The sequence below is a fragment of the Pseudomonas sp. KU26590 genome, assembly GCF_026153515.1.
Classification (GTDB): Bacteria; Pseudomonadota; Gammaproteobacteria; order Pseudomonadales; family Pseudomonadaceae; genus Aquipseudomonas.
The window spans coordinates 5,557,679-5,582,231 of sequence record NZ_CP110644.1 but is presented as its reverse complement, the minus strand read 5'-3'; the positions used below and the strand labels follow the sequence as shown (position 1 = coordinate 5,582,231).

Annotated in this window: 19 protein-coding genes; 7 read left to right on the top strand and 12 right to left on the bottom strand. The window is 58.8% G+C overall.

Going from position 1 to position 24,553, the window contains the following annotated elements:
* Positions 1-49: 49 nt before the first annotated feature.
* The 6 genes from OKW98_RS24815 to OKW98_RS24790 form a co-directional block, all read right to left on the bottom strand.
* A complete protein-coding gene (locus tag OKW98_RS24815) occupies positions 50-1,429 on the bottom strand; it encodes an OprD family porin (RefSeq protein ID WP_265387079.1) in 1,380 nt (459 codons plus the stop codon).
* 157 nt (positions 1,430-1,586) lie between these two features.
* On the bottom strand, positions 1,587-3,188 hold the full coding sequence (locus OKW98_RS24810) for an ABC transporter substrate-binding protein (protein WP_265387078.1): 1,602 nt from the start codon (positions 3,186-3,188) through the stop codon (positions 1,587-1,589).
* Positions 3,189-3,525: 337 nt separating this feature from the next.
* Positions 3,526-5,154, bottom strand: coding sequence for an ABC transporter substrate-binding protein (locus tag OKW98_RS24805; RefSeq protein WP_265387077.1), 1,629 nt, complete (start codon positions 5,152-5,154; stop codon positions 3,526-3,528).
* A gap of 284 nt (positions 5,155-5,438) precedes the next feature.
* Positions 5,439-7,037, bottom strand: coding sequence for an ABC transporter substrate-binding protein (locus tag OKW98_RS24800; protein WP_265389830.1), 1,599 nt, complete (start codon positions 7,035-7,037; stop codon positions 5,439-5,441).
* A 112-nt stretch (positions 7,038-7,149) separates the two neighbouring features.
* Complete coding sequence (locus tag OKW98_RS24795) at positions 7,150-9,327, bottom strand: HET-C-related protein (RefSeq protein ID WP_265387076.1); 2,178 nt, start codon at positions 9,325-9,327, stop codon at positions 7,150-7,152.
* Between the two features lie 250 nt (positions 9,328-9,577).
* Positions 9,578-10,294, bottom strand: coding sequence for an SIMPL domain-containing protein (locus OKW98_RS24790; protein WP_265387075.1), 717 nt, complete (start codon positions 10,292-10,294; stop codon positions 9,578-9,580).
* 207 nt (positions 10,295-10,501) lie between these two features.
* On the opposite strand from OKW98_RS24790, the gene OKW98_RS24785 reads away from it, so the two are divergent.
* The 4 genes from OKW98_RS24785 (at position 10,502) to OKW98_RS24770 (ending at position 15,022) form a co-directional block, all read left to right on the top strand.
* The gene (locus tag OKW98_RS24785) at positions 10,502-11,758 is read left to right on the top strand and encodes an ATP-binding protein (RefSeq protein ID WP_265387074.1); all 1,257 of its coding nucleotides are present in this window, start codon (positions 10,502-10,504) and stop codon (positions 11,756-11,758) included.
* Positions 11,755-12,315 (top strand): response regulator transcription factor, encoded by a 561-nt coding sequence (locus OKW98_RS24780; protein WP_065990162.1) that lies wholly within the window; start codon positions 11,755-11,757, stop codon positions 12,313-12,315. Before OKW98_RS24785 ends, OKW98_RS24780 begins: the two co-directional genes overlap by 4 nt.
* A 100-nt stretch (positions 12,316-12,415) precedes the next feature.
* On the top strand, positions 12,416-14,152 hold the full coding sequence (locus tag OKW98_RS24775; RefSeq protein WP_265387073.1) for an ABC transporter ATP-binding protein/permease: 1,737 nt from the start codon (positions 12,416-12,418) through the stop codon (positions 14,150-14,152).
* Positions 14,153-14,272: 120 nt separating this feature from the next.
* Complete coding sequence (locus OKW98_RS24770) at positions 14,273-15,022, top strand: FadR/GntR family transcriptional regulator (RefSeq protein ID WP_133776307.1); 750 nt, start codon at positions 14,273-14,275, stop codon at positions 15,020-15,022.
* A 65-nt stretch (positions 15,023-15,087) separates the two neighbouring features.
* Here OKW98_RS24770 and OKW98_RS24765 read toward each other — a convergent pair whose 3' ends face one another.
* Genes OKW98_RS24765 through OKW98_RS24755 form a run of 3 tightly spaced genes read right to left on the bottom strand, consistent with a single transcriptional unit; the run spans position 15,088 to position 16,441 of the window.
* Positions 15,088-15,387 (bottom strand): hypothetical protein, encoded by a 300-nt coding sequence (locus tag OKW98_RS24765; protein WP_265387072.1) that lies wholly within the window; start codon positions 15,385-15,387, stop codon positions 15,088-15,090.
* Positions 15,384-15,914 carry a DUF2778 domain-containing protein gene (locus tag OKW98_RS24760; protein ID WP_265387071.1) on the bottom strand — a complete coding sequence of 177 codons (531 nt, stop codon included), beginning with the start codon at positions 15,912-15,914 and terminating at the stop codon, positions 15,384-15,386. Before OKW98_RS24760 ends, OKW98_RS24765 begins: the two co-directional genes overlap by 4 nt.
* Before the next feature lie 26 nt (positions 15,915-15,940).
* On the bottom strand, positions 15,941-16,441 hold the full coding sequence (locus tag OKW98_RS24755) for an Hcp family type VI secretion system effector (protein WP_265387070.1): 501 nt from the start codon (positions 16,439-16,441) through the stop codon (positions 15,941-15,943).
* A 545-nt stretch (positions 16,442-16,986) separates the two neighbouring features.
* Here OKW98_RS24755 and kdgD point away from each other — a divergent pair.
* The 3 genes from kdgD to garD all read left to right on the top strand — a co-directional run bounded on the left by kdgD (position 16,987) and on the right by garD (position 21,015).
* The gene (gene kdgD, locus OKW98_RS24750) at positions 16,987-17,898 is read left to right on the top strand and encodes a 5-dehydro-4-deoxyglucarate dehydratase (RefSeq protein WP_122534960.1); all 912 of its coding nucleotides are present in this window, start codon (positions 16,987-16,989) and stop codon (positions 17,896-17,898) included.
* Positions 17,899-18,078: 180 nt separating this feature from the next.
* Entirely contained in the window at positions 18,079-19,449 is a 1,371-nt protein-coding gene (locus OKW98_RS24745) for an MFS transporter (protein ID WP_265387069.1), read from the top strand.
* Between the two features lie 12 nt (positions 19,450-19,461).
* Entirely contained in the window at positions 19,462-21,015 is a 1,554-nt protein-coding gene (garD, locus tag OKW98_RS24740; RefSeq protein ID WP_237254212.1) for a galactarate dehydratase, read from the top strand.
* A gap of 1,061 nt (positions 21,016-22,076) precedes the next feature.
* Here the strand turns inward: garD and OKW98_RS24735 are convergent.
* The 3 genes from OKW98_RS24735 to cra form a co-directional block, all read right to left on the bottom strand.
* On the bottom strand, positions 22,077-22,505 hold the full coding sequence (locus tag OKW98_RS24735) for a low affinity iron permease family protein (protein WP_265387068.1): 429 nt from the start codon (positions 22,503-22,505) through the stop codon (positions 22,077-22,079).
* Positions 22,506-22,596: 91 nt separating this feature from the next.
* Positions 22,597-23,376 carry a TatD family hydrolase gene (locus OKW98_RS24730; protein WP_265387067.1) on the bottom strand — a complete coding sequence of 260 codons (780 nt, stop codon included), beginning with the start codon at positions 23,374-23,376 and terminating at the stop codon, positions 22,597-22,599.
* Between the two features lie 5 nt (positions 23,377-23,381).
* Complete coding sequence (gene cra / locus OKW98_RS24725; protein ID WP_265387066.1) at positions 23,382-24,377, bottom strand: catabolite repressor/activator; 996 nt, start codon at positions 24,375-24,377, stop codon at positions 23,382-23,384.
* Positions 24,378-24,553 lie beyond the last annotated feature (176 nt).

The following is a 24,553-nucleotide window of genomic DNA, read 5'->3' as shown; positions in this document are numbered from 1 at the left end:
CCACGAAGTTCGGTTGAACCGCACCTTGAGGCCCGATGGATCGTGCTGATTACATAATGTTGAATGGAATCGTGGTGACCACACGGAACTCGTTGATGTTGCCGTCGGCCTGGTTGGCGCTCGCGCGGTGCGTGGTGTAGGTCGCACGCATGGTCGAGGCCTTCAGCGGGCCGGACTGCAGGGTGTACGAAGAGCCAACACCGTATTCGTAGTGAGTTTCGCCGTCCATGCCGCGGACATCGTAAGCGGTGCCTTTGTAATGGGTACCGTCGATGTCGAAGCCGCGCGCCTGGTAGATGTTGAACTTCAAGCCCGGCACGCCATAGTCGGCCATGTTCAACAGGTAGCCCAATTGCACCGACTTCTCGTTAGGTCCGTTGAAGTCCGACAGAAGGGAGTTGGACAGGAAGATGGCGTTGGTGTCGTGCAGGTAATCGAAATACGTGTCGCCGAAGACTTGCTGGTACGCCACGCTGAAGCTGTGCGCTTTGTGCGTTGCGGTCAACGACAGACTGTAGGTGTCGTTGTCGATCTTGCCCATTTTGGCCTGACCGGAATCCTTGGTCTTGTAGTAGTTCAGGTTGGTGCTCAGGCCCAGTACGTCGGTATCGCCTATTTCGTGCAAAGCCGAGAAGTAGTACTGATGCCAGAAGTCCTGGACATTGGAGCCGTAGAAGCTGGTGGTCAGGCTTTTGAACGGTTTGTAATCCACACCTGCGATGTCAACGCGGTCAGCGGTAGCGGTGTTGTTGGTGTACTCGGAGCGGAACTTGGTGAGGCTCTGCTCGGTACGTGGCGACACGCGATCAAAGCTGCCGGCCTGGAAAGAGATGTTGTTGAACTCTTCGCTCAGAATGCTCACACCTTCGAAGCTCGAAGGCAGCGCACGGTTGCCGATGTAAGCCAGCACCGGGGTGTTCATCGACTGGCGGCCGGCGGTCAGGGTCGTGTTGGAAACGCGCGCCTTGATGTTGGCCAGGCCCATCTTGCTCCACTGCCCGACAGGGTCGCCGTTGTTCTCGGTCAGCGTACGGTTGGCGCCGCCCATCAGGTCGTCTTTGTCACGGTCCAGCGCAACGGCGTTGTAGACCGCCATTTGCGTGGCAAAACCGACAGTGCCCTGGGTGAAGCCCGAGCTGTAGTCAACGATGGTGCCCTGAACCCAGTTGATCCGGCGCGGGTCGCTGTCGACCACGACGCCGTTCTCTTTGCGGGTGAACTCGCCGCCACGGCGCAACAGTTCGTTGGCGTACCAGTTCTTGGTCGAACCGGTCAGTTTCGAGTCTTCCAGAAAGCCCTTGGCTTCGCCCTGAAGGTTGGTGGTGGCCAGTGTGGTCGGAACGAATTCCTGACTGGTCGGCTCTGCCTGGGCCGCGACGCTGATGGCGAGGACGGATAAGGCGAATACAGCGGTGCTGGCTTTTTTCACGTTTTGAAGCTCCCGATTGCTGCTTTTTTAGAGGCGGGCTTTTTATGGTGTAGCCCGCTCGGTGGTGCGGCCCATGGGCCAGTTTCTTGCCTATCCGGCGAAACGCGGATAAAGCAATGCCAAAAGGCGTGGTTGCGCCCCCAGGCATGTTTTTGAATCAGTCGGCGATGCTGACGCCCGAGAAGTTGTTGCGGTTGAACGGGCTCACCAGGAAACCTTGCACGTCCTTACGCAGCGGCTGGATCACCGTCGAGTGGGCAATCGGCGTAATGGGTACCTGTTCTTTCAGGTAATGCTGAGCCTGTTTGTACAGCGCGATGCGCTGGTCCTTGTTGGTGTTCGAGACGGCGGCCTTGACCAGTGCGTCGTATTTTTCGTCGCACCACATGGAGTAATTGTTGCCGCCGATGGATGCGCAGCTGTACAGCGTGCCCATCCAGTTGTCGGGGTCACCGTTGTCACCGGTCCAGCCGATCAGCGAAATGTCATGCTCGCCGTTCTTGCTGCGCTTGAGGTATTCGCCCCACTCGTAACTGACGATGGTCGCCTTGATGCCCACCTTGGCCCAGTCGGCCTGAAGCATCTGGGCCATGAGCTTGGCGTTGGGGTTGTAGGGGCGCTGGACCGGCATGGCCCAGAGGGTCAGTTCGGTGCCTTCCTTGACGCCGGCGGCGCGCAGCAACTCGCGGGCTTTTTCCGGGTTGTAGGGCGCATCCTTGACCGTGTCGTCGTAGGACCACTGTGTCGGTGGCATGGAGTTCTGGGCCAGCTGTCCGGCACCTTGATACACCGCGGCGATGATCGCTTTTTTATCCACCGCCATGTCCAGCGCCTGGCGGACCTGCAGGTTATCCAGCGGGGCGTGGCGCACGTTGTAGGAGATGTAACCGAGGTTGAATCCGGGCTTTTTGATCACCTGCAGGTTTTTGTCCGCTTCGATCGACTCAACGTCTGCCGGGCGCGGATTCAGTGTCACCTGACACTCGTCTTTTTTAAGTTTTTGAATGCGCACCGACGCATCTGTATTGATCGCAAAGATTAACTGATCAATCTTGACGCGACTCGGGTCCCAGAACGCTTTGTTTTTCACGTAGCGAATCTGCGAATCTTTTTGATAGCGCTGGAACACGAACGGGCCAGTGCCAATGGGTGCCTGGTTAATATCACGCACATCGCCCGAAGCCATCAGTTTGTCAGCGTATTCAGCGGACAGAATTGACGCGAAGTTCATGGAGACGTTCTGGATGAACGCCGCGTCAACTTTGTTGAGTGTGAACACGACGGTCATTGGGTCGGTCTTTTCCACCGACTTGATGTTCTTGTCCAGGCCCATGCTGGTGAAGAACGGAAACTCTGTTGGGTAAGCAACGCGGAAAGGGTGGTCCTTGTGCAGCATGCGATTGAACGTGAACAGCACGTCGTCGGCATTGAAGTCGCGCGTGGGCGTGAAGAACGTGTTGCTGTGGAATTTCACGCCTTCGCGCAGATGGAAGGTGTAGGTCAGGTTGTCAGGGGAGATGTCCCAGCTCGTTGCGAGAGCAGGCACCACGGTGGTCTCGCCCCGTGCGAACTCGGCGAGACGGTTGTAGATTGGCTCGGCGGCATCGTTGTCCGTGCCGGAGGTGTACTGGCCAATATCAAATCCGGCCGGGCTGCCTTCCGAACAGAAGACCAGGCTTTTGCTGGCGGCCTGAACAACGGGCGTCATGGCCAGCAGGCCGGCTGCAATAAGTGATGGCATAACGATATTCGAACGCATGATATTCCTTATCGTGAGAGGCGCATTAAATGCGAATGCCTGCGCGATCCATTGCAATCGTTTGCGCAAATGGAGAGTCAACGCTGAATACAACTCACTGTTCAAGATAAACAACGGGCTTTATTTGCGGCTCGTCAGAAGGTAAGTCTCTGGCGCCACACAGTCCATAGTTACGCGTGCTTCAAAGTTTGTAGGAAAAGTGCTTATCGTTAGTAGGCAGAGACTGTAGTCCGGTCACTACTCATCTAACGATAGTCAATTTCATTTAACGATCGTGCACGTGACAACGCGGTCGCATTGCCCTGAGGCAATGCGACCGAGTGGTCATTTAAAAATATTACTTGCCGCTGACGCTGACGCCGTAGAACGAGTTCAGACCGAACGGGCTGATCTTGAAGTCCTGAACTTCCTTGCGCATCGGCTGATAAACAGTCGAGTGTGCAATTGGGGTCATAGGCACCGCATCTTTGAGCAGGTGTTGAGCCTGCTTGTACAGCTCGGTACGTTTGGCCTGATCGGTGGTTTCCTTGGCCTGGTGGATCAAGGTATCGAACGGCTTGTCACACCATTTGGCAAAGTTGTTGCCGTTAAGGGCGTCACAGCCAAACAGGGTACCCAGCCAGTTGTCCGGGTCACCGTTGTCGCCGCTCCAGCCAATCAGCATGGCGCCATTTTCGCCGGCCTTGGCGCGCTTGATGTACTCGCCCCACTCATAGGAAACGATCTTGGCGTTGATGCCGATCTTCTTCCAGTCGTTCTGGAGCATCTCGGCCATCAGCTTGGCGTTGGGGTTGTAAGGACGCTGAACCGGCATCGCCCACAGGGTGATCTCGGTGCCTTCCTTCACGCCCGCCTGCTTGAGCAGCTCCTTGGCCTTGGTGATATCGAACGGTGCGTCTTTGATGGTGGTGTCGTAAGACCATTGGGTCGGCGGCATGGCATTGACTGCCAGTTGGCCTGCGCCCTGGTACACGGCGTCGATGATGGCTTTCTTGTCGACAGCCATGTCCAGCGCCTGACGCACTTTCAGGTCAGCCAGCGGGTTCGGCTTGTCTTCGCCCTTGATCTTCGGCATCACGTTGTAGGCGATGTAACCCAGGTTGAAGCCGGCCTGATCAGGCATCTTCAACGCAGGGTCAGCCTTCAGCGTAGCGAGGTCAGCCGGACGCGGGTAAGCAGTGATCTGGCATTCGCCCTTCTTCAGCTTCTGCACTCGAACCGAGGCGTCAGTGGTGATGGCGAAAATCAGGTTGTCGACTTTGACGTCTTCAGGCTTCCAGTAGTCCTTGTTCCCGGTGAAGCGGATGTTGGAGTCTTTCTGGTAGCTCTTGAACACGAACGGGCCAGTGCCGATCGGCTTCTGGTTGATGTCTTCCGGCTTGCCTTCTTTGAGCAACTGGGCTGCGTATTCAGCGGACTGAATGGACGCGAAGCTCATCGCCAGGTTCTGGATGAACGCCGCATCGACAGTGCCGAGGGTCATTTTGACGGTGTGATCGTCGACCTTCTCGATCTTGGTGATGTTGGTGTCCATCGCCATGTCGGTGAAGTACGGGAATTCGGTCGGGTACGCCTTACGGAACGGGTCGTCCTTGTTGATCATGCGGTTGAACGTGAACAGCACGTCATCGGCATTGAAGGTACGCGTCGGCTTGAAGTAAGGCGTGGTGTGGAATTTCACACCTTCACGCAGGTGGAAGGTGTAGGTCAGGCCATCCGGAGCAACGTCCCAGCTGGTAGCAAGGCCTGGAATGACAGCGGTGCCGCCACGTTCGAACTGGCTCAAACGGTTGAAAACGGTCTCGGCCGAAGCATCGAAGTCGGTACCGGTGGTGTATTGACCTGGATCGAAACCAGCAGGGCTGCCTTCGGAGCAGAACACCAGATTCGATGCTGCATGGGCGAAGGGAGCGCTGGCGATCAAACCTGCGCCGAGTAGAAACGGAATGACCGCTTTTTTGAGCATGGTGGCCTCAGTTGTTGTCATTTTTTGATTGAGGGTACGGCCTTTTGAGCCGGTCCCACGGATACTTATGCAGGCGCCATACCCAAAGCAAGATGTTGGCGCCAGCAAGGTGACAAACAGTGGCACGAACGTACACGAATGTCGCATAAGTGTAATTTCTGACGCTGTTGAACGTTTGCGTGTCGCATATCGATATCTTTGCAGCACCAAAAAGGTGCATCGCAACGTGGCGATTGCACCCGCTTCGGTCAACAAGTGTTACTTCGCTGTTGGTTTTGGCTGATTTATTCGGCCAGGCTCACGCCGTAGAAGGGCGTCAGGCCAAACGGGCTCAGCTTGAAGTCCTGTACCTCTTTGCGCATCGGCTGAAACACTTTGGAATTGGCGATCGGGGTGATCGGCACGTCGTTTTTCAGAATCATCTGCGCCTGCTGATACAGCTTGATGCGTTCGTCGCGGTTGCTGGTCAGCTTGGCCTGGGTCACCAGCTTGTCGTAGCCGGGGTTGCACCACTTCGCGTAGTTGCTGCCGTTCACCGCTGCGCAGCTGTACAGCACACCGAGCCAGTTGTCGGGGTCGCCATTGTCACCGGTCCAGCCGTAGATCATCACGTCGTGCTCGCCGGCCTTGGCGCGCTTGATGTACTCGCCCCACTCATAACTGACGATGTTGGCCTTGATGCCGATCTTCGCCCAGTCCGACTGAATCATCTGCGCCGACATGCGCGCGTTCGGGTTGGACGCGCGCTGCACGGTCATCGCCCACAGGTTGATCTGCGTACCTGGCGCAACGCCTGCTTCCTTGAGCAGTTGCTTGGCTTTTTCCGGATCGTGGGGCGCGTTCTTGATCTTCGGATCAAAGCTCCATTGCGCCGGCGGCAGCGCGTTCTGTGCCAGCTGCCCGGCGCCCTGATAAACCGCCTTGATGATGGCCGGCTTGTCGATGGCCATGTCCAGCGCCTGACGCACTTTCAGTTGGTCGAGCGGCGGATGGGTCACGTTGTACGCAAGAAAGCCCAGGTTGAAACCGGCCTGACTCAGCACCTTGAGGTTCGGGTCCTTCTGCGCTTCTTCGATGTCCTGCGGACGCGGATACCCGCTGATCTGGCATTCGCCGGTCTTGAGTTTCTGCAAGCGGGTGGCGGCGTCGGTGTTGATCGAGAAGATCAGGTTGTCCAGCTTCACGTCCTCCGGCTTCCAGTATTGCTTGTTGCCGACGTAACGGATCTGCGCGTCTTTCTGATAGCGCTTGAACACGAACGGCCCTGTACCGATCGGCTTCAGGTTGATGTCGCCAGCCTTGCCTTGCTTGATCAGTTGCGCGGCATATTCAGCCGATTGAATCGAGGCGAAGCTCATCGCCAGATTCTGGATGAACGCCGCATCAATGTTGTTCAGCTGAAAACGGACCGTCTGATCGTCGACCTTTTCGACCTGCTTGATGGTGGTGTTCATGCCCATGTCGGTAAAGTACGGCGACTCCGACGGGTAAGCCTTGCGGAACGGGTCGTCCGGGTTCAGCAGGCGGTTGAAGGTGAACAGCACGTCATCGGCGTTGAAGTCGCGGGTCGGTTTGAAATAGTCCGTGGTGTGGAATTTCACGCCAGGGCGCAAGTGAAAGGTGTAGGTCAAACCGTCGTCAGACACGTCCCACTGGGTTGCAAGGCCGGGCTCGACGTCCGTGCCGCCGCGCTTGAACTGAGTCAGGCGATTGAAGACGGTCTCTGCTGACGCATCGAACTCGGTGCCACTGGTGTACTGGCTGGGATCGAAACCGGCAGGGCTGGCTTCCGAGCAATAGACAAGGGTGCTGGCCGCCTGCACCGAGGGAACGCACAGCGCCATTGCGGCTGCGAGGAGCAGGGGTTTGAAGGTGGTGTCCATGTGAACCTCATAAAGTGCGGCACTCATGCCTGAATTCATCGACGGGATGATAGACCGCCAAGAATGCCGCACAGCTCACTTGAGCAACAAGCCACGGAAATTCATAAGCTTATTACTTGATGAGCGTTTGCAGCTCTTTCCACCAGGATGTGTTGGCAACCAGTTTAATGAATGCTTGCTCAAGATAGCCCTGAAAGTCTGACGGCTGCGGGTCCTTGCTGTTGAAAACGTAGTCCAGATAGCGCTGACTGTCCTTGAAGAGTGTGGTCTGGATGGCGCGAAGTTCGTCAATTGCCTCTTGCTGGGTCTTGTCCAGCTCGCTCTTCGATTCACTGCGCGCGATTTCCGTCGGATTGCTGTCCGCCCATGCCGTGACGATCGGGTACTGCCATTCGCTGTCGGCGGGATGGCAGAAGAGTGCCGACGCGACGGCGACCGGATCGGCCCCGGGTTTGCCAGCCCAGTAATCGACCATGGACTGGGCAACCTTGCGCACGGCCTCGGTAGCGAGCAGCGCCGCCAGATCGTGAAGCGGGTGTTCGGCGTGATCTTTGGAAAGTTGCGAATGGCTCGGTTCAAGGTCCGCATCGACATTCGGGTCACTGCCCAGAAGCGTTTGCGCGTCGTCGACACTGTTGCCGATCCAGGTCAGAACACCTTGCGCCGCGCTGTTGTAGGCGTTCAGCAGAATGCCCGCCGGGGTATTGATCAGCCAGCGATAGAACTTGAGGGTGTCTACGCCCATTTTCTTCGCAAGCGTCACCAGGCCGTCCCTGGCCGTCAGCAGCGCGTTGAATGCATTGAAGTAATCCTGGTCAGGATGTTCGCTCAGTAACACCAGCATTACCTTATCCCGGTCCGAGCGATAGCCTGGCTGAGTGAGCTCGAACTCCAGCTCCCGGGTGGAAAAGAGGATTTTGCCCAGCGGTCCCGCCAGACTGGCGATCACGTCCGTGGCCCCGAACGTGCCCGTGACCAGCGGCAGATTCCATTTGACGTGTGTAGGCGTGGTCCAGGGCAGAACCCTGACATGCCCGGCTTTTATCAGGCTCAGCTCTGCAAAGTTTGAATGGGCGAACAGGTCTTCGAGCACATGCAGCGCGGCGCCGAAACTGCGCAGTCCGTCAAGGGAACGGCCCTGCTTCATGGCCACACGCAGCTCCTTTTCCATGTAGCCCACTGCGTTGCCGATGTAACGCTTCATCGACGTGTCTCGGTCCGCGCCAAGGGATGGATCGCCGGGAAGCACCCAGGCTTCGAAGTCCGGGTCGCGCACTTTCGGGTCCGGGAACGGCGGGTCGATGGCCAACGGATTGTCGATATGCTCCGCCGGACGATAAACACCAAGCTTGTGCGGCGTGACCTTCATTTCGTTCGGATAGCGCATCCGCAGGTCGAAGAATTTTTTCGCGGCCAGCACATCGACGAGGTCGGTCCAGCTCTCGCGGGACAGGGTCGCGGGAAATTCTTTTGGCATGTCCGCTGCGCGGGTGATCTTGGGATCGACGACCTGGGAGTAGTCCCGCAGCCAGTTGCCGAAGTAAACCGCGTCTATCTCGTTCTGACTGAAGTTGAAATCCCGAAGGACCCATTCAATCGTCTGGTGAGTGCTGCCCTTTGCCTCTGCGTTGCCGGCTTCGAAGGCTTCACGATCGCAATGGCTGTGGGATGGCTCGAAGCGCAGATTTGTCGAGGCCAGATAATCGCGAATGGCTTGGCAGGCTTGCTGCCAGGAAATCGCGTAATCATTGACCGGGCCTGTGGAGGTCACTTCGGAATAGGTCGCGAAGGTCAGATCGTCCTGGCTCGGGCGGGCAGCTTCGGTGAGCCACAAGGTGAACAGGTGGCCTTCTTCGAAGGGTGCGTCGGTTGCGGCGGACGGTTGCTCTTTGCTCAGTTCTCGACGCAGGACATTATCGATGTGGTGGCCGAACTCGTGGATCAGCGCGGTCGCCAACCACCAGTAATGCTGAGGATCGACGGTCGTGCGTGCGAAAAATGCCCAATCGACGCGGATGACCCGCTCGCGGTTGTCATAGTCGGCTTCGAAGCCCAGATCCCAGGCCAGGAGGACCTCAGGGTTGGCCACTTCACCGGCCTGCAGCTTGTCCTGCAGTTTCAGGTAGAGGTGAGGCGGGATGTCGTTGCCGAAGACGTTGCTCATTTCCAGGGCAAAAGCGTCTGGGGCAAGGTTTTCGGCCACTCGGGTCAGCAGGTCCAGCGCGAAGGTACTGCATAGGGTGCGGGCGGTCATATCGACCGGCATTACGGGTTGTGCTTGAAAAGGCATGACTGGATTCTTCCTTGAATCGTTGACTGCGCACGGTCGGGCACTTGGCGTGCAGGCGGCCTTGAGTGCGCGTTAAGGGTGTGTTTCCGGAGACAATTCTATTTATTCCGGCCAGCGTGAAAATCGGTCGAATCGCTCTTGACCGTAGGAGAAGGGTGCCGCGCTGATGGGGAAGGGGCGACGGGATCGCCGGAAAAAGCGGGGGGAGGGGGAGGGAAAGAGCGGCAGCCATCGGCTGCCGCCGTGTGCATCAAGGGATAGCGACTTCGATGACACCGTCGGCTGCCACGCTGACCTGACTGGTGCCGGCTTCGACATCCGGCGTTGGCGCGGCGTCGGCACGGGCGGCCTTCATCATCATGACCGGCGCTCGCAGATACGGTTGCGGAAAACCTGAGGTGTTCAGGTTCAGGTTGACCAGCTTGTAGCCGGTGCCGCCCAGGGCGTCGGTCACCAGTTTGGCGCGGGCGCGGAAGGCCGTCACAGCGTCCTTGAGCAACGCGTCTTCGCTGGTCTTGCGCGCGGGGTTGGAAATCGAGAAGTCCATACCGCCCATTTTCATGTCGCCGCCCAGCAGGTCGCCGGTCAATTTGGACAGCGCGGCAAAGTCGGCGCTTTCCAGGCGCAGTTCGGCATGCTCGCGCCAGCCGGTGATCTTCTGGCCTTTGTCGTCGTAGATCGGGTAGCTGTTGCGGCTGCCCTGACGGATGTTGATGTCCTTGACCTCACGTGCTTCGCCCAAGGCCTTGTTCAGCGTCTCGGTCACGCCAGCAGCCAGCTTGGCCGGGTCGGTGTTCTGCGATTCGGTGAAGAGGGTGACGGTCATCAGGTCGCGCTGGACTTCCTGGCTGACCTCGGCGCGGACTGAAACCTGGTTGTAGCGAGCGTCGTCAGCGAGGGCAGGGGCGCTGGCCAGCGCGAGTGCACCGAGGGTGAATAATGCGGCAGTCGGGCGAAGGCTGAACATAAAAACTCCTTGTTTGGCGAACCGTCCCGAGGCGCATTGCAAGCCCCCGGCGGACGGATGCCCATGAGACTGTGAACCCGCAGGCTTGTTCCTGCGCCGTCGCACACACGTCAAATGGATGTGGCGCTTTGACGCACTTTGACGGCAACTGTTGTCCCATTGGTTATACTCGCTCCGATTCGCCTGGAGCGCTCATCAGGAGAGCTCATGCTCGCCCCCTTGCAACTGCTTTCCGCCACCCGTCAGAACCTCTGGCGCCTCACGTTCATCCGCATTCTGGTGCTGGGTGCACAGGCAGGTTCGGTGGGTTTCGCCTATCTGTTCGATCTGCTGCCGCTGCCGTGGCTGCAGCTGGACATTACCCTGGGTTTCTCGGCGATCGTCTGCCTGCTGACGGCCATTCGCCTGCGCACCTCGTGGCCGGTGACCGAGCTCGAATACGCCGTGCAACTGGCGTTCGACCTGTTTATCCACAGCGCGCTGCTGTACTTCTCCGGCGGCTCGACCAACCCCTTCGTTTCTTATTATCTGGTGCCGCTGACGATCGCCGCCGTGACGTTGCCGTGGCGTTATTCGCTGATCCTGTCGGGCATCGCGCTGGCGCTGTACACGCTGATGCTGGCCAAGTTCTTTCCGCTGGATGCCTTCGTGGCCCGCGAGAACATGCAGATCTACGGCATGTGGCTGAGCTTCGCGCTGGCGGCCGGGGTCATCACGTTTTTTGCTGCGCGCATGGCCGAAGAGCTGCGCCGTCAGGAACACATGCGCGCCTTGCGCCGCGAAGAAGGGGCGCGCGATCAGCAATTGCTGGCGGTGGCGACCGAGGCTGCCGGTGCCGCCCATGAACTCGGCACGCCGCTGGCGACCATGAGCGTGTTGCTCAAGGAAATGCAGCATCACCACAAGGACCCTGCGCTGCAGGAAGATCTTTCGGTGCTGCAGGATCAGGTAAAGCTGTGCAAAGAGACGTTGCAGCAACTGGTGCGTGCCGCTGAAGCGAATCGCCGGCTCTCAGTGCAGGAGCAGACGGTCACGCACTGGCTCGATCAGGCGCTAAATCGCTGGCACCTGATGCGCCCGGAAGCCACTTACCGCTTTCAACGTCTGGGGCAGGGAGACGTGCCAATGCTGGCGCCGCCGCCCGATCTGACCCAGGCACTGCTGAACCTGCTCAACAACGCCGCCGATGCCTGCGCCGAAGGGCTCGAGGTGAATCTGGACTGGACCGCCACCGAGATTCGCATCAGCATCCGCGATCATGGCCCCGGCGTCCCGCTGGCGATCGCCGAGCAGATTGGCAAACCGTTTTTTACCACCAAGGGCAAAGGCTTCGGCCTTGGCCTGTTCTTGAGTAAGGCCAGCGTGACCCGCGCGGGCGGCTCGGTGAAACTCTATCCTCACGAGGAGGGCGGCACGCTCACCGAGCTGCGCCTGCCCCGTGACGCACGAGGAGATGAAGCATGACTGACGAAATCCAGGTTGAAGGCGAAGAATTGCCGCACCTGCTGCTGGTGGACGACGACGCCACTTTTACCCGCGTGATGGCACGGGCCATGGCGCGCCGTGGCTTTCGCGTGAGCACCGCCGGTTCCGCCGACGAGGGCCTGGCCCTCGCGCAGCAGGACATTCCGGACTACGCCGCCGTCGACCTGAAAATGGAAGGCGACTCGGGGCTGGTGCTGTTGCCCAAGCTGCTGGAACTGGACCCGGAAATGCGCGTGCTGATCCTGACCGGGTATTCGAGCATTGCCACCGCCGTTGAAGCGATCAAGCGCGGGGCCTGCAACTACCTGTGCAAACCCGCCGATGCCGATGATGTGCTGGCAGCGCTGCTCTCCGAACATGCCGACCTGGACACACTGGTGCCGGAAAACCCGATGTCGGTGGACCGTCTGCAGTGGGAGCATATTCAGCGCGTGCTGACCGAGCACGAAGGCAATATTTCGGCGACGGCGCGTGCGCTGGGCATGCATCGACGCACCTTGCAGCGCAAGTTGCAGAAGCGCCCGGTCCGTCGTTAAGCAGGGAAGGCTCTTTAAACATTTCTTCATGGAAGATCGCCTGTGGCGTCTGGCACATTGGCGCCAACGCCTATAACTGCCCGCTGCCGAGCTTTTTGCCATGAATTTTGATGTAGATGAATCCAGGGTCAATGACGCTGTAAACGGGAATTTCTTTTCCCGGGTCTGGAAGCTGGTGACGCCTTACTGGCGCAGCGAAGAAAAAGGCATGGCCTGGGTGCTGCTGATCGCAGTGATCGTGCTGTCGCTGTTCAGCGTGTTCATTTCGGTACTGGTCAACAGCTGGTACCGCGACTTCTACAACGCCCTGCAGAACAAGGATCTTGGGGCCTTCACCCATTTGATCCTGTACTTCTGCGGCATTGCTGCCATCGCCATTCTCGGCGCGGTCTATCGCCTCTATCTGACCCAAATGCTGACCATCCGCTGGCGTCGCTGGCTGACCGAACAGCATTTCGCCAAATGGCTCGCGCACAAGAACTACTACCGGCTGGAGCAGGGCGGTTACACCGATAACCCTGACCAGCGTCTGTCCGAAGACCTTAATAACTTCACTTCCGACACCCTGAGCCTGAGCCTGGGCCTGCTGCGTACCGTCGTCAGTCTGGTGTCGTTCTCGGTGATTCTGTGGGGCGTGTCCGGCAGCATCGAGCTGTTTGGCATCACCATTCCCGGCTACATGTTCTGGGCCGCGCTCATTTATGCAGCGGTCGGCAGCTTGCTGACTCACTTGATCGGCAAGCGTTTGATCCTGCTGAGCAACCAACAACAACGTTACGAAGCCGACATGCGTTTCTCGCTGGTGCGCGTTCGCGAGAACGCCGAAAGCATCGCCCTGTCCGACGGCGAGGCCAACGAGAATCAGCGCCTGAGCGCGCGCTTCGGCATGGTCTGGAGCAACTTCTGGACCATCATGAAAGTGCAGAAGCGCCTCACGTTCTTCACCGCCGGTTACTCGCAGATCGCAATCGTCTTCGCCTTCGTCGTGGCCGCACCGCGTTACTTCGCCGGCAAGATCGAATTGGGCGGACTGATGCAGATCAACTCGGCGTTCGGCAATGTGCAGGAGAACTTCAGCTGGTTCATCGACGCGTACACCCAGTTGGCGTCGTGGCGCGCCACCTGCGATCGTCTGCTCAGCTTCCGTCAGGCCATGGACGAAAACGAAGCGCGCGTGCCGTCCATCAAGGTCAGCCATGAGAACGACGCCTTGCAGCTCGAAGGCCTGGCGCTGTCCCTCGCAGGCGGTCGCCAGTTGCTGAACAACGCCAACATCAGCATTGCAGCAGGCGAGAAGGTCATGCTCAGCGGGCGCTCCGGCAGTGGCAAAAGTACGTTGCTGCGGGCAATGGGCGGGTTGTGGAAAGAAGGCCACGGCGCGGTGAAATTGCCGGCCAAACGTGCGTTCTTCCTGCCGCAAAAACCGTATCTGCCGATCGGCACGTTGCGGGAGGCGTTAAGTTATCCACAGGCGCCCGAGGTCTACCCTGCCGAACGCTTTGCGCAAGTGCTGGAAACCTGCCGCCTCGGTCATCTGATTCCGCGACTGGACGACACCGAGCATTGGCAGCGCATGCTGTCGCCGGGTGAGCAACAACGCGTCGCGTTCGCCCGCGCCCTGCTGTTCGCACCGGACTGGTTGTACCTGGATGAAGCGACATCAGCGATGGACGAAGAGGATGAAGCCGCGCTGTATCAGGCGGTGCTGGACGAGTTGCCAAGCGTGACCTTGCTCAGCATCGGCCACCGCAGCAGCCTCAAGCGCTTCCACCGTCGGCACGTGCGCATCGATGGCGGCCAGTTGCATGAGCAGCCGCTGACTGAAACGGCACTTTGAGCGTAAAGTGCTGAAGCGATAAAGTGTCGTAAACAAGGCGCCTCGCCGGGGTTGTTGTGTGATCGCACAACCCGGTGAGCTATCATCAGCGTTCAGCGTATTTAGAGATGCATGTTGGATATGGAAAATCAGAGCGCTCCGCCTCGCGCCCGCCGAAAGCACCGCAGTCTCGCGCAGGAATTGGTTACCGAACTCTCCGAGCGCATCCGCACGGGCGGACTGAAGCGCGGCGATAAGTTGCCCACCGAGTCTGCCATCATGGAAGAGCAGGGCGTCAGCCGAACGGTTGTACGCGAAGCCATCTCACGCTTGCAGGCGTCCGGGCTGGTAGAAACCCGGCACGGCATCGGCACTTTTGTCCTCGATACGCCCAGCCCGAGCGGTTTCCGTATCGACCCGGCCACCATCGTCACCCTGCGTGACGTCCTGGCGATTCTTGAACTGCGCATCAGTCTTGAAGTCGAGTCGGCGGGCCTCGCTGCTCAACGCCGATCCGCCGAACAACTGGCCGACATGCGCGCCGCCCTCGATGCTCTCAATGAAAGCGCGGCCCATGCCAGCGATGCCGTGGGCGCGGACTTCCAGTTCCACATGGCAATCGCTCTGTCGACCGGCAACCGCTACTTCACCGACATCATGAATCACCTGGGCACCAGCATCATCCCCCGCACGCGCCTTAACTCCGCGCGCCTGGCCCACGACGACAACCAGCACTACATGAGCCGCCTGAGCCGCGAGCACGAAGAAATCTACGACGCCATCGCGCGTCAGGACTCCGATGCCGCCCGCGCCGCCATGCGCCTGCACCTGACCAACAGCCGCGAGCGGCTGCGCCATGCCCATGAAGAGGCTGAATCGCAGCGGGCTTGAGGTGGATTGATTGATAGGGTATCGCATTGCTGCGGTGCCCTTGATCGAACAAGGTTATGGCTGGGTTATTCGACGTTTGGATCTACCCGTGAGCGCCTCAATTTCCGCAGGGCTTTGGTGAGCGCTACGCATGTCAGCGTTGAAGCAATAAGCGTCACGCTGAGCGTCAAGAGAATGAGCATGTCTTCGCCGTCTTCCAGACCCTCCAAATTGAAGAGCGTTAGTAGCCATACATAAGCATTCATCCCGGTTTCAGTGTGAAGTATCCATTTCATCGGTCCGCCAATCATCACCCAGCGTTCGAGTAATATTGAAAGCGTAAGTATGAAGATGATTTGCAGGAATATCGCCAGCATTCTAATCATTTGGCCCCCTGAGAGTTTTCCAGCACATCCAACACTCCGAAGTATTTGATTCCTGTGCTAGGCAAGATTTCCCCTGGCAGATTTCTCAAGGATCGACGTAGCTCATCGAATGCCAACTTCGATGTCATGGTCACGCAGCCCTGGCTAATTCCCTGTGGTCCAACCGGATGAATCCGGAACGCGCTTCGCTGAATGTTGTTGATAGTCGTCTGGTCGTCCACTTGGCCGTCGTCTCGGTAAAGGCTGAACCACTCGCTCCTGTCAGTTCCTGCAAATACGTCTTTAACTGGTTGTCTGATCCAGCCCAGCATGCCACCAGATTCTCGGTCTAATATGTAATACCTGCCGAGGGGCAAAGGCCCCTCCTTAACTACATCCTGATAGCGTGCATTATTAACGTACGTCGCAACATCTCCGGAAAACGCTTCGTAACTTCTTCCCTCACACGTCAACTCACTCAACGGCTCGCCGTTGAGTACATAGGTGCAGTAGGCAATATTCGGGTTCCGCTCATTTTTACCAGCCATGTCAGCTATCCTCCAACGGGTCAGCGTTACGCGTATACCTTGTTCGCAACACCATCCCAGCCCCCGACTATCTGGCCGCCGCCTGATCCATCGGAGCGCTTCTGCTGTATGTAGGTCATCTTGATCCGCGCGTAATTCAGACGGACTGTTTCAGTGGGGAAACCGGTTTCTTTGCTGCCGTTGCCATTCAGCGAAACTGAAGAAACAATCACTTCCTCAAGCTTTATTTCCAGGTACTTGGTCTTGTCGTTGCCCGCCCGATTTAACGCGATGGTCACTTCTTTGAAGTGCCTGCCACTGCAGCAGGCTTCGTGCAGCTTAGGTGTTGCTTTATCGACAGCTTTTCGGAAGTACAAATCACTCATTTTCGCGCGGCCACTGCTGGCCCCGCCCGAGCTGGTCGTGGTTGCGGAGGCTGACTGGCTGGCGCCGACATCAAAGTCTTCCATCTCAATCCAGTCTTTGAACTGGGCGTCCAGTGACTCACCCGGGATGTCAGCCATTTTCAAAAATGCATCAATTGCCATTTCGTTTCGTTTCTTGCGGTTCGCGGTGATTAAGAATTTGAATTTGAACCGCAACGACTTTAGCGACGTGCCGCGCCCTGCAGAAGGTTTTCCAGGCAGGTGCGCGAGCAGTTTCAGAGAAGGACTACAACGTCTTGACCACTGGACTACGGAATAATCCAAGAGGGCGGTGAAAGCGTTTGATTTTGGCCATATGCCGTAGGAGTGAGCTTGCTTGCGATCGGCTGCGCAGCAGTCGTAAAACTGAAGCTGCAGTTCGTTCCGACATGCCGCATTCACAAGGATGCTGCCGCTTCTCGCCAGATCGCGAGCAAGCTCACTCCTACAAATAGCGCCATTTAGCGCAGCCCTTGGGGCGACTGCGGCATCTGATGATCAGGCGCCGCTACCCATGGCGACATCAGCCGGGCACCACTCATCCTCGCCCGTCATAAATATTTCAAAACGCTATTGAGTGATACCTTCCTCAGTTGTACGATGACTTACGACATCAGCACAGGACTGGTGCTTCATCCACAAAAATAGCTCCCCAGGGTGTTCGAATAATGAATCCACAAGAACTGAAGTCCATCCTCTCTCACGGTCTGCTTTCCTTCCCGGTTACCGATTTCAATGCCCAGGGCGACTTCCACCGCGCTGGCTACATCAAGCGTCTGGAATGGCTCGCTCCGTACGGCGCCTCTGCGCTGTTCGCGGCTGGCGGCACAGGTGAGTTCTTCTCCCTGACTGGCGACGAATATTCCGAAATCATCAAGACTGCCGTCGACACCTGCGAAACCAGCGTGCCAATCCTGGCGGGCGTCGGTGGTCCTACTCGCCAAGCCATTCAGATGGCTCAAGAAGCCGAGCGTCTGGGTGCCAAGGGCCTGCTGCTGTTGCCTCATTACCTGACCGAAGCCAGCCAGGACGGCGTTGCCCTCCACGTTGAAGCGGTCTGCAAATCGGTCAAGATCGGCGTTGTCGTCTACAACCGTAACGTCTGCCGCCTCACGCCTTCGCTGCTGGAGCAACTGGCCGAGCGTTGCCCTAACCTGATCGGCTACAAAGACGGCCTGGGTGATATCGAACTGATGGTTTCGATCCGCCGTCGTCTGGGCGACCGCTTCTCGTACTTGGGCGGTCTGCCGACCGCTGAAGTCTACGCCGCCGCCTACAAGGCGCTGGGCGTGCCGGTTTACTCGTCGGCGGTGTTCAACTTCCTGCCGAAAATGGCCATGGACTTCTACCACGCCATCGCCAAAGACGATCACGAGACCGTCGGCAAGCTGATCGACGATTTCTTCCTGCCCTACCTGGACATCCGTAACCGCAAACACGGCTACGCCGTGAGCATTGTCAAGGCGGGCGCTAAGCTTGCCGGTTACGACGCAGGTCCGGTGCGCGCGCCGCTGACTGACCTGACTTCGGACGAAGTCGACATGCTGGCTGCGTTGATGGACAAGCAGGGCAAACAGTAATCGCCCAGTTGGCGCAAAACCGCTGAGCGATCAGCGGTTTTTTGCCCTCGGGGCGTCGCTCACGAATACCTGGCAGGACAGCTTCACATCGCATCTGTTTTAGGGGCAGGGGCGAGCAGCACACACACACACATAAGATCGTTTACCCGCACAAAAAAATAATTAGTGGGAGTTTCGAACATGCAGAAAACCAAGCCGACTCACGTCCGCTATTTGATCTTGCTCATGCTGTTTCTGGTGACCACGATCAACTATGCCGATCGTGCGACCATCGCCATCGCGGGCTCCAGCCTGCAAAAAAGCCTCGGCATCGACGCCGTCACCCTCGGTTTTATCTTCTCCGCATTTGGTTGGGCGTACGTCGCTGGCCAGATCCCCGGCGGCTGGCTTCTGGACCGTTACGGCTCCAAGAAAGTCTACGCAATGAGCATCTTCACCTGGTCGCTGTTCACCGTGCTGCAAGGCTACGTCGGTGAATTCGGTCTTTCGACCGCCATCTTCCTGCTGTTCGCCCTGCGCTTCATGGTCGGTCTCGCCGAAGCACCGTCCTTCCCCGGCAACGCCCGTATCGTGGCGGCCTGGTTCCCAACTTCCGAACGCGGCACTGCTTCTGCGATCTTCAACTCGGCGCAGTACTTCGCGACCGTGCTGTTCGCCCCGATCATGGGCTGGATCGTCTACACCTTCGGCTGGCAGCACGTGTTCCTCGTGATGGGCAGCATTGGCATCGTGTTCTCGCTGATCTGGCTGAAAGTGATCCACAGCCCGCGCAATCACCCGAAAATCAACAAGGAAGAATTCGATCACATCGCCAACAACGGCGGCATGGTCGACATGGATCAGGACAAGGGCAAAGGCTCGGCCAGCGGTCCGAAATGGGACTACGTCAAGCAACTGCTGACCAATCGCATGATGCTGGGCATTTACCTGGCTCAATACTGCATCAACGGCATCACCTACTTCTTCCTGACCTGGTTCCCGGTCTACCTGGTTCAAGAACGCGGCATGACCATCCTCAAGGCGGGCTTCATTGCCTCACTGCCGGCCATCTGTGGGTTCATCGGCGGCGTGCTGGGCGGGATCATCTCCGACTACCTGCTGCGCAAAGGCCACTCGCTGACCTTCGCACGCAAGGCGCCCATCATCGGTGGCTTGCTGCTGTCGACTTCGATTGTGACCTGCAACTACGTCGACATCGAATGGGTCGTCGTGGGCTTCATGGCCCTGGCCTTCTTCGGCAAGGGCGTGGGCGCACTGGGTTGGGCGGTCATGTCCGACGCATCCCCGAAACAAATCGCCGGTTTGAGCGGCGGTCTGTTCAACATGTTCGGTAACATCGCTTCCATCACCACCCCGATCGTCATCGGCTACATCATCAGCACCACCGGTTCGTTCAAATGGGCTCTGGTGTTCGTCGGCGCCAACGCGCTGGTGGCGGTGATCAGCTACATCTTCATCGTCGGTGAAATCAAACGTGTAGAACTCAAGGAAACCCCAACGAAGGGTGCCTTGCCGGCCAATGAAGCCGAGCTTTCTCAAGCGAAACTCTGAGGAAAAACCGTGATGAACTTGATCCAGCATGCCGACTCGCCGCGTTACATTCGCTTGCATGCGCTTGATAACGTCGTCGTCGTGGTCAATGACCAGGGCGTTCCGGCGGGGACTGAATTCGATAACGGTCTGGTGACCGTCGACAATGTGCCGCAGAGCCACAAGGTGAATACCGTGGACATTGCCGAAGGGGAGCCGATCATTCGTTACGGCCACACCATCGGCTATGCGCTGCAGCCAATTCCGAAGGGCAGTTGGGTCAAGGAAGATCAGCTGCGCATGCCATCAGCGCCAGCGCTGGACAGTCTGCCGATGTCCGACGCCGTGCCGGTCCGCGGTGAGCCGCTGGAAGGCTTTACCTTCGAGGGCTATCGCAACGCCGATGGCACCGTCGGCACGCGCAATATCCTGGGCATTACCACGACGGTGCAGTGCGTTACCGGCGTTCTGGATTTCGCCGTCAAGCGCATCCGCGAAGAGCTGCTGCCCAAATACCCGAACGTCGATGACGTGGTGGCGCTGACCCACAGCTACGGCTGCGGCGTTGCCATCACCGCCAAGGACGCGTACATCCCGATTCGCACCGTGCGCAATCTGGCGCGCAACCCGAACCTGGGTGGCGAGGCGCTGGTGATCAGCCTGGGCTGCGAGAAGTTGCAGGCCGATCAGGTCATGCACGCCGACGACGCCTCGGTTGATCTGAGCGAGCCCTGGCTCTATCGCCTGCAGGATTCCAAACACGGCTTCAACGAAATGATCGAACAGATCATGGAATTGGCCGAAACGCGTTTGAAGAAGCTCGATCAGCGTCGTCGCGAAACCGTGCCGGCCTCTGAGTTGATTCTGGGCATGCAGTGCGGCGGCAGCGATGCGTTTTCCGGCATCACCGCCAACCCGGCACTGGGTTATGCCTCGGACCTGCTGCTGCGCGCAGGTGCGACCGTGATGTTCTCGGAAGTGACCGAAGTGCGTGACGCGATCTACCTGCTGACCTCCCGTGCCGAAAACATGGAAGTCGCTGAAGGACTGGTTCGTGAAATGGACTGGTATGACCGTTACCTGGCCAAGGGCGAAGCGGACCGCAGCGCCAACACCACGCCGGGGAACAAGAAGGGCGGGCTGTCGAACATCGTCGAGAAATCGCTGGGATCAATCGTCAAGTCCGGCAGCAGCGCGATCAACGGGGTGCTTGGCCCTGGCGAACGCGTGACGCGCAAAGGCCTGATCTTCTGCGCAACGCCGGCGAGCGACTTCGTCTGCGGGACGCTGCAACTGGCGGCCGGGATGAACCTGCACGTGTTCACCACCGGACGCGGTACGCCGTATGGTCTGGCGATGTCACCGGTGGTGAAAGTGTCGACCCGCACCGAGCTGGCCCAACGCTGGCCGGACCTGATCGACATCGATGCCGGGCGCATTGCGACCGGGCGCGCGAGCATCGAGGACCTGGGTTGGGAGCTGTTCCACTTTTATCTCGACGTCGCCAGCGGCAAGAAAAAGACTTGGACCGAGCACTATCGTCTGCACAACGACATCACCCTGTTCAACCCGGCGCCGATTACCTGAGCAATCCGCGCTACAACTCCGTGGGAGCCGGCTTGCTGGCGAACGCACAAGGTCAGACAACACTGTCGTTGCTGACCCGCCGCCGTCGCCAGCAAGCCGGCTCCTACGGATTTGCACACAGCCCAGACCTGTGATTTGACGCCGACCCACTGTAGGAGCGCGCTTGCCCGCGAATGCGTCAGATCAGACAACACTGTCGTTGCCGACCCACCGCCTTCGCCAGCAAGCCGGCTCCTACGGATTTGCACACAGCCCAGACCTGTGATTTGACCCCGACCCACTGTAGGAGCGCGCTTGCCCGCGAATGCGTCAGATCAGACAACACTGCCGTTGCTGACCCGCCGCCTTCGCCAGCAAGCCGGCTCCTACGGATTTGCACACAGCCCAGACCTGTGATTTGACGCCGACCCACTGTAGGAGCGCGCTTGCCCGCGAATGCGTCAGATCAGACAACACTACCGTTGCTGACCCACCGCCTTCGCCAGCAAGCCGGCTCCCACGGATTTGCACACAGCCCAGACCTGTGATTTGACGCCGACCCACTGTAGGAGCGCGCTTGCCCGCGAATGCGTCAGATCAGACAACACTACCGTTGCTGACCCGCCGCCTTCGCCAGCAAGCCGGCTCCTACGGATTTGCACACAGCCCAGACCTGTGATTTGACGCCGCCCCCCTGTAGGAGCGCGCTTGCCCGCGAATGCGTCAGATCAGACAACACTACCGTTGCTGACCCGCCGCCTTCGCCAGCAAGCCGGCTCCTACGGATTTGCATACAGCCCAGACCTGTGATTTGACGCCGACCCACTGTAGGAGCGCGCTTGCCCGCGAATGCGTCAGATCAGACAACACTACCGTTGCTGACCCACCGCCTCCGCCAGCGAGCCGGCTCCTACGGATTTGCACACAATCCAGACGTGAGGTTTGACGCACACCCACTGTAGGGGCCGGCTTGCTGGCGAACGCATCACTCCAGACAATACAAAAATTGCTGCCCTACCCATTCGCGAGCAAGGTGGAGCGCCGCCCCGGTCGCTCCCACAAATCTGTGAACCCCTGACGTATCAGCGGCCCGCCACCCACTCTCCTTTCTCCTCGCTCGCCTCAGGTTCCGGCTCCGGAAACGCTTCGGTGTGATCAAACTCCACGCCTTCGCCCATCGCCTTGTACTTCTTGCGCAGCGCGTGCAATTCCTTCTGATCGAGGTTGTCCAGGCTCAGCACAGCGTTCTGGGCGTCTTTGGTCACGCGCAGCAGCTCGTCGATCTTGATGTGCATCTGATCGGTGTCGCGGTTCTGGGTGTTCTGGATCAGAAATACCATCAGAAAAGTGATGATGGTGGTGGACGTGTTGATGATCAGCTGCCAGGTGTCGTTGTAATGGAATAACGGCCCGGTCACAGCCCACACACAGATCAGCGCAATCGCCACGAGGAAGGTTCGTGGGCTGCCGGACCACTGCGACAAGGCCTGCGCGAACTTCGAGAATTTCATTAACGGGTTTCCTTAGTTACCGAGAGAGTTACCCAAGGGACCACGCTAAGTCTTTGAAATTTCTTCTTACAACATGAAATCGGCGACAGGTTCAGCCCCAGTCAAATACCTCGCAGGCGTTGGCGGTGCTTGCTGCGGCCAGTGTGTCGGCAGGGATCTTCATCAGCTCGGCAATGGCCGTGCAGATATCGGGAAGATGCTCGGGGCTGTTGCGCATGCCGGGAAACATCGCGGGTGCCATGTCCGGGGAATCGGTTTCCAGCACGACGCTCTCCAACGGCAGACCGGCGATCACCCGATGCATGCGCAAGGCTTGCGGCCAGGTCGCCGCACCGCCCAGCCCCAGCTTGTAACCCAGCTTGATGTATTCCCGCGCTTCCTCGCGGCTGCCGGCGAAGGCGTGAACAATGCCACAGCGCTTGAGCTTGAAACGCTTGAGCGCGGCAATGGTGTCGGCATGGCTGCGGCGCACGTGGAGCAGGGCAGGGAGGTTGAAGTCCGCTGCCATTTGCAGCTGCTGGTCGAGCAAGGTCTGTTGCCGCGGGCGGTCCAGCGTTTCGATGTAGTAATCCAGACCGATCTCGCCCACGGCGCACAGCTTCGGATGCCCGGCCAGACGCGTCAGCCAGTCGCGCAGTTGTTGCACATGCTCGGGCTGGTGCTCTTCAAGGAAGACCGGATGTAAGCCCAGCGCGGCGTACACCGAAGGTTCGCTAAGCGCCAGATCCCACACCCGTTGCAGATTGCGCTGATAGACGCCCAACACCACGATGCGCTCGACACCCAGCTGCCGGCTGTTGGCGAGGACGTCGTCACGGTCGGCGTCGAAATCGTCGAAGTCCAGGTGCGTGTGGGTGTCGATCAGTCGCACGTTGCTTACGCCTCGTGAATCCGCTGTTTGAATGTCCGCACGATGGCATGCACGCCCGGTTCGTACTGATCCTGCTCAATGGCCGACAACGCCAGCGCGAGGGCTTTTTCAGCGATCAGGTGGTGCTGCTGCGCCATGGCATTGACTGGCAGTGGCAGGAAATCCAGCAGCTGTGTGTCACCGAATGTCCCCAGATGAAGCTGATCCGGGTTCAGGCGGCGCTGGTGCAGCAGGTCGAACACCCCTTGCAGCAGAACGTAGGACGTTGTGATCAGCGCGTCGGGGAAATACCCCAGGCGATCAAACATGCCGCTGGCCAGTTGCTGGCCACAGTCACGGCTGAACGCGTCGCCGTGTTCGATGATCACCGAGCCTTCGAAACCCTCCAGCGCGTCTTCAAATCCGCTGGCCCGGGCCTTACTGACGCTCAGCTCCGGCCGCGCGCCGATCAGGGCGATGTGGCGGGGCTTGATCTCCAGCAGGCTGCGGGTCAGTTGCTGGCTGGCGTCGTGGTCATCGCTGACCACCGAGCAGAAGTACGCTGGGTCCATCTCCCGGTCGATGGCGATGATCGGAACCCCTTGCTGCTGCAGCGCGCGGTAGCTGTCATCGCTTGCTGGCAGACAACTGGCGACGAACAGCGCATCGCAGCGTCGTGCACGAAACAGCTGCAACAACTGCAACTCGCTGATGGGATCGTCGTCTGAACTGGCGATCAGCAATTGGTAACCGCGAGCGCGCGCGCCCTGTTCCAGTTGCTTGGCGATGCGCGCGTAACTCGGGTTTTCCAGGTCGGGCAGGATGAAGCCGAGGGTTCGGGTATGCCGACTGCGCAGCCCGGCCGCCTGCGGGTTGGGCCGGAAGCCGTGGGCGTCGACCACCGCGCGCACGCGCTCGACCGTTGCACTGCTGATGCGTTGCTGTTCGGCCTTTCCGTTGATCACGTAGCTGGCCGTGGTCACAGAAACACCGGCCAGACGCGCAATATCACTGAGTTTCAAGCCGGGCATCCTTTCGTGATGAGAAGCAGAAGTGGGAGCTGAACTACCGTGGCAGGGATTTTCACCGATTAACAGCCATCATGACAGCAGACCGTCGCCTCGTAGGAAGCATTGAACCGCGCGGGATGTTTCCTACGCGATTCGACCGGATGAGCTTCAAACCGCCGGGATTATCA

Bases quoted from the DNA above. Each gene is read 5' to 3' on its own strand.
- OKW98_RS24765 (WP_265387072.1), bottom strand. From the start codon at position 15,387: ATGATTAGAATGCTGGCGATATTCCTGCAAATCATCTTCATACTTACG.
- OKW98_RS24810 (WP_265387078.1), bottom strand. From the start codon at position 3,188: ATGCGTTCGAATATCGTTATGCCATCACTTATTGCAGCCGGCCTGCTG.
- OKW98_RS24785 (WP_265387074.1), top strand. From the start codon at position 10,502: ATGCTCGCCCCCTTGCAACTGCTTTCCGCCACCCGTCAGAACCTCTGG.
- OKW98_RS24760 (WP_265387071.1), bottom strand. From the start codon at position 15,914: ATGGCTGGTAAAAATGAGCGGAACCCGAATATTGCCTACTGCACCTAT.
- OKW98_RS24755 (WP_265387070.1), bottom strand. From the start codon at position 16,441: ATGGCAATTGATGCATTTTTGAAAATGGCTGACATCCCGGGTGAGTCA.
- OKW98_RS24775 (WP_265387073.1), top strand. From the start codon at position 12,416: ATGAATTTTGATGTAGATGAATCCAGGGTCAATGACGCTGTAAACGGG.
- OKW98_RS24770 (WP_133776307.1), top strand. From the start codon at position 14,273: ATGGAAAATCAGAGCGCTCCGCCTCGCGCCCGCCGAAAGCACCGCAGT.
- OKW98_RS24745 (WP_265387069.1), top strand. From the start codon at position 18,079: ATGCAGAAAACCAAGCCGACTCACGTCCGCTATTTGATCTTGCTCATG.
- OKW98_RS24800 (WP_265389830.1), bottom strand. From the start codon at position 7,037: ATGGACACCACCTTCAAACCCCTGCTCCTCGCAGCCGCAATGGCGCTG.
- OKW98_RS24795 (WP_265387076.1), bottom strand. From the start codon at position 9,327: ATGCCTTTTCAAGCACAACCCGTAATGCCGGTCGATATGACCGCCCGC.
- OKW98_RS24735 (WP_265387068.1), bottom strand. From the start codon at position 22,505: ATGAAATTCTCGAAGTTCGCGCAGGCCTTGTCGCAGTGGTCCGGCAGC.
- kdgD (WP_122534960.1), top strand. From the start codon at position 16,987: ATGAATCCACAAGAACTGAAGTCCATCCTCTCTCACGGTCTGCTTTCC.
- garD (WP_237254212.1), top strand. From the start codon at position 19,462: ATGAACTTGATCCAGCATGCCGACTCGCCGCGTTACATTCGCTTGCAT.
- OKW98_RS24790 (WP_265387075.1), bottom strand. From the start codon at position 10,294: ATGTTCAGCCTTCGCCCGACTGCCGCATTATTCACCCTCGGTGCACTC.
- OKW98_RS24805 (WP_265387077.1), bottom strand. From the start codon at position 5,154: ATGCTCAAAAAAGCGGTCATTCCGTTTCTACTCGGCGCAGGTTTGATC.
- OKW98_RS24780 (WP_065990162.1), top strand. From the start codon at position 11,755: ATGACTGACGAAATCCAGGTTGAAGGCGAAGAATTGCCGCACCTGCTG.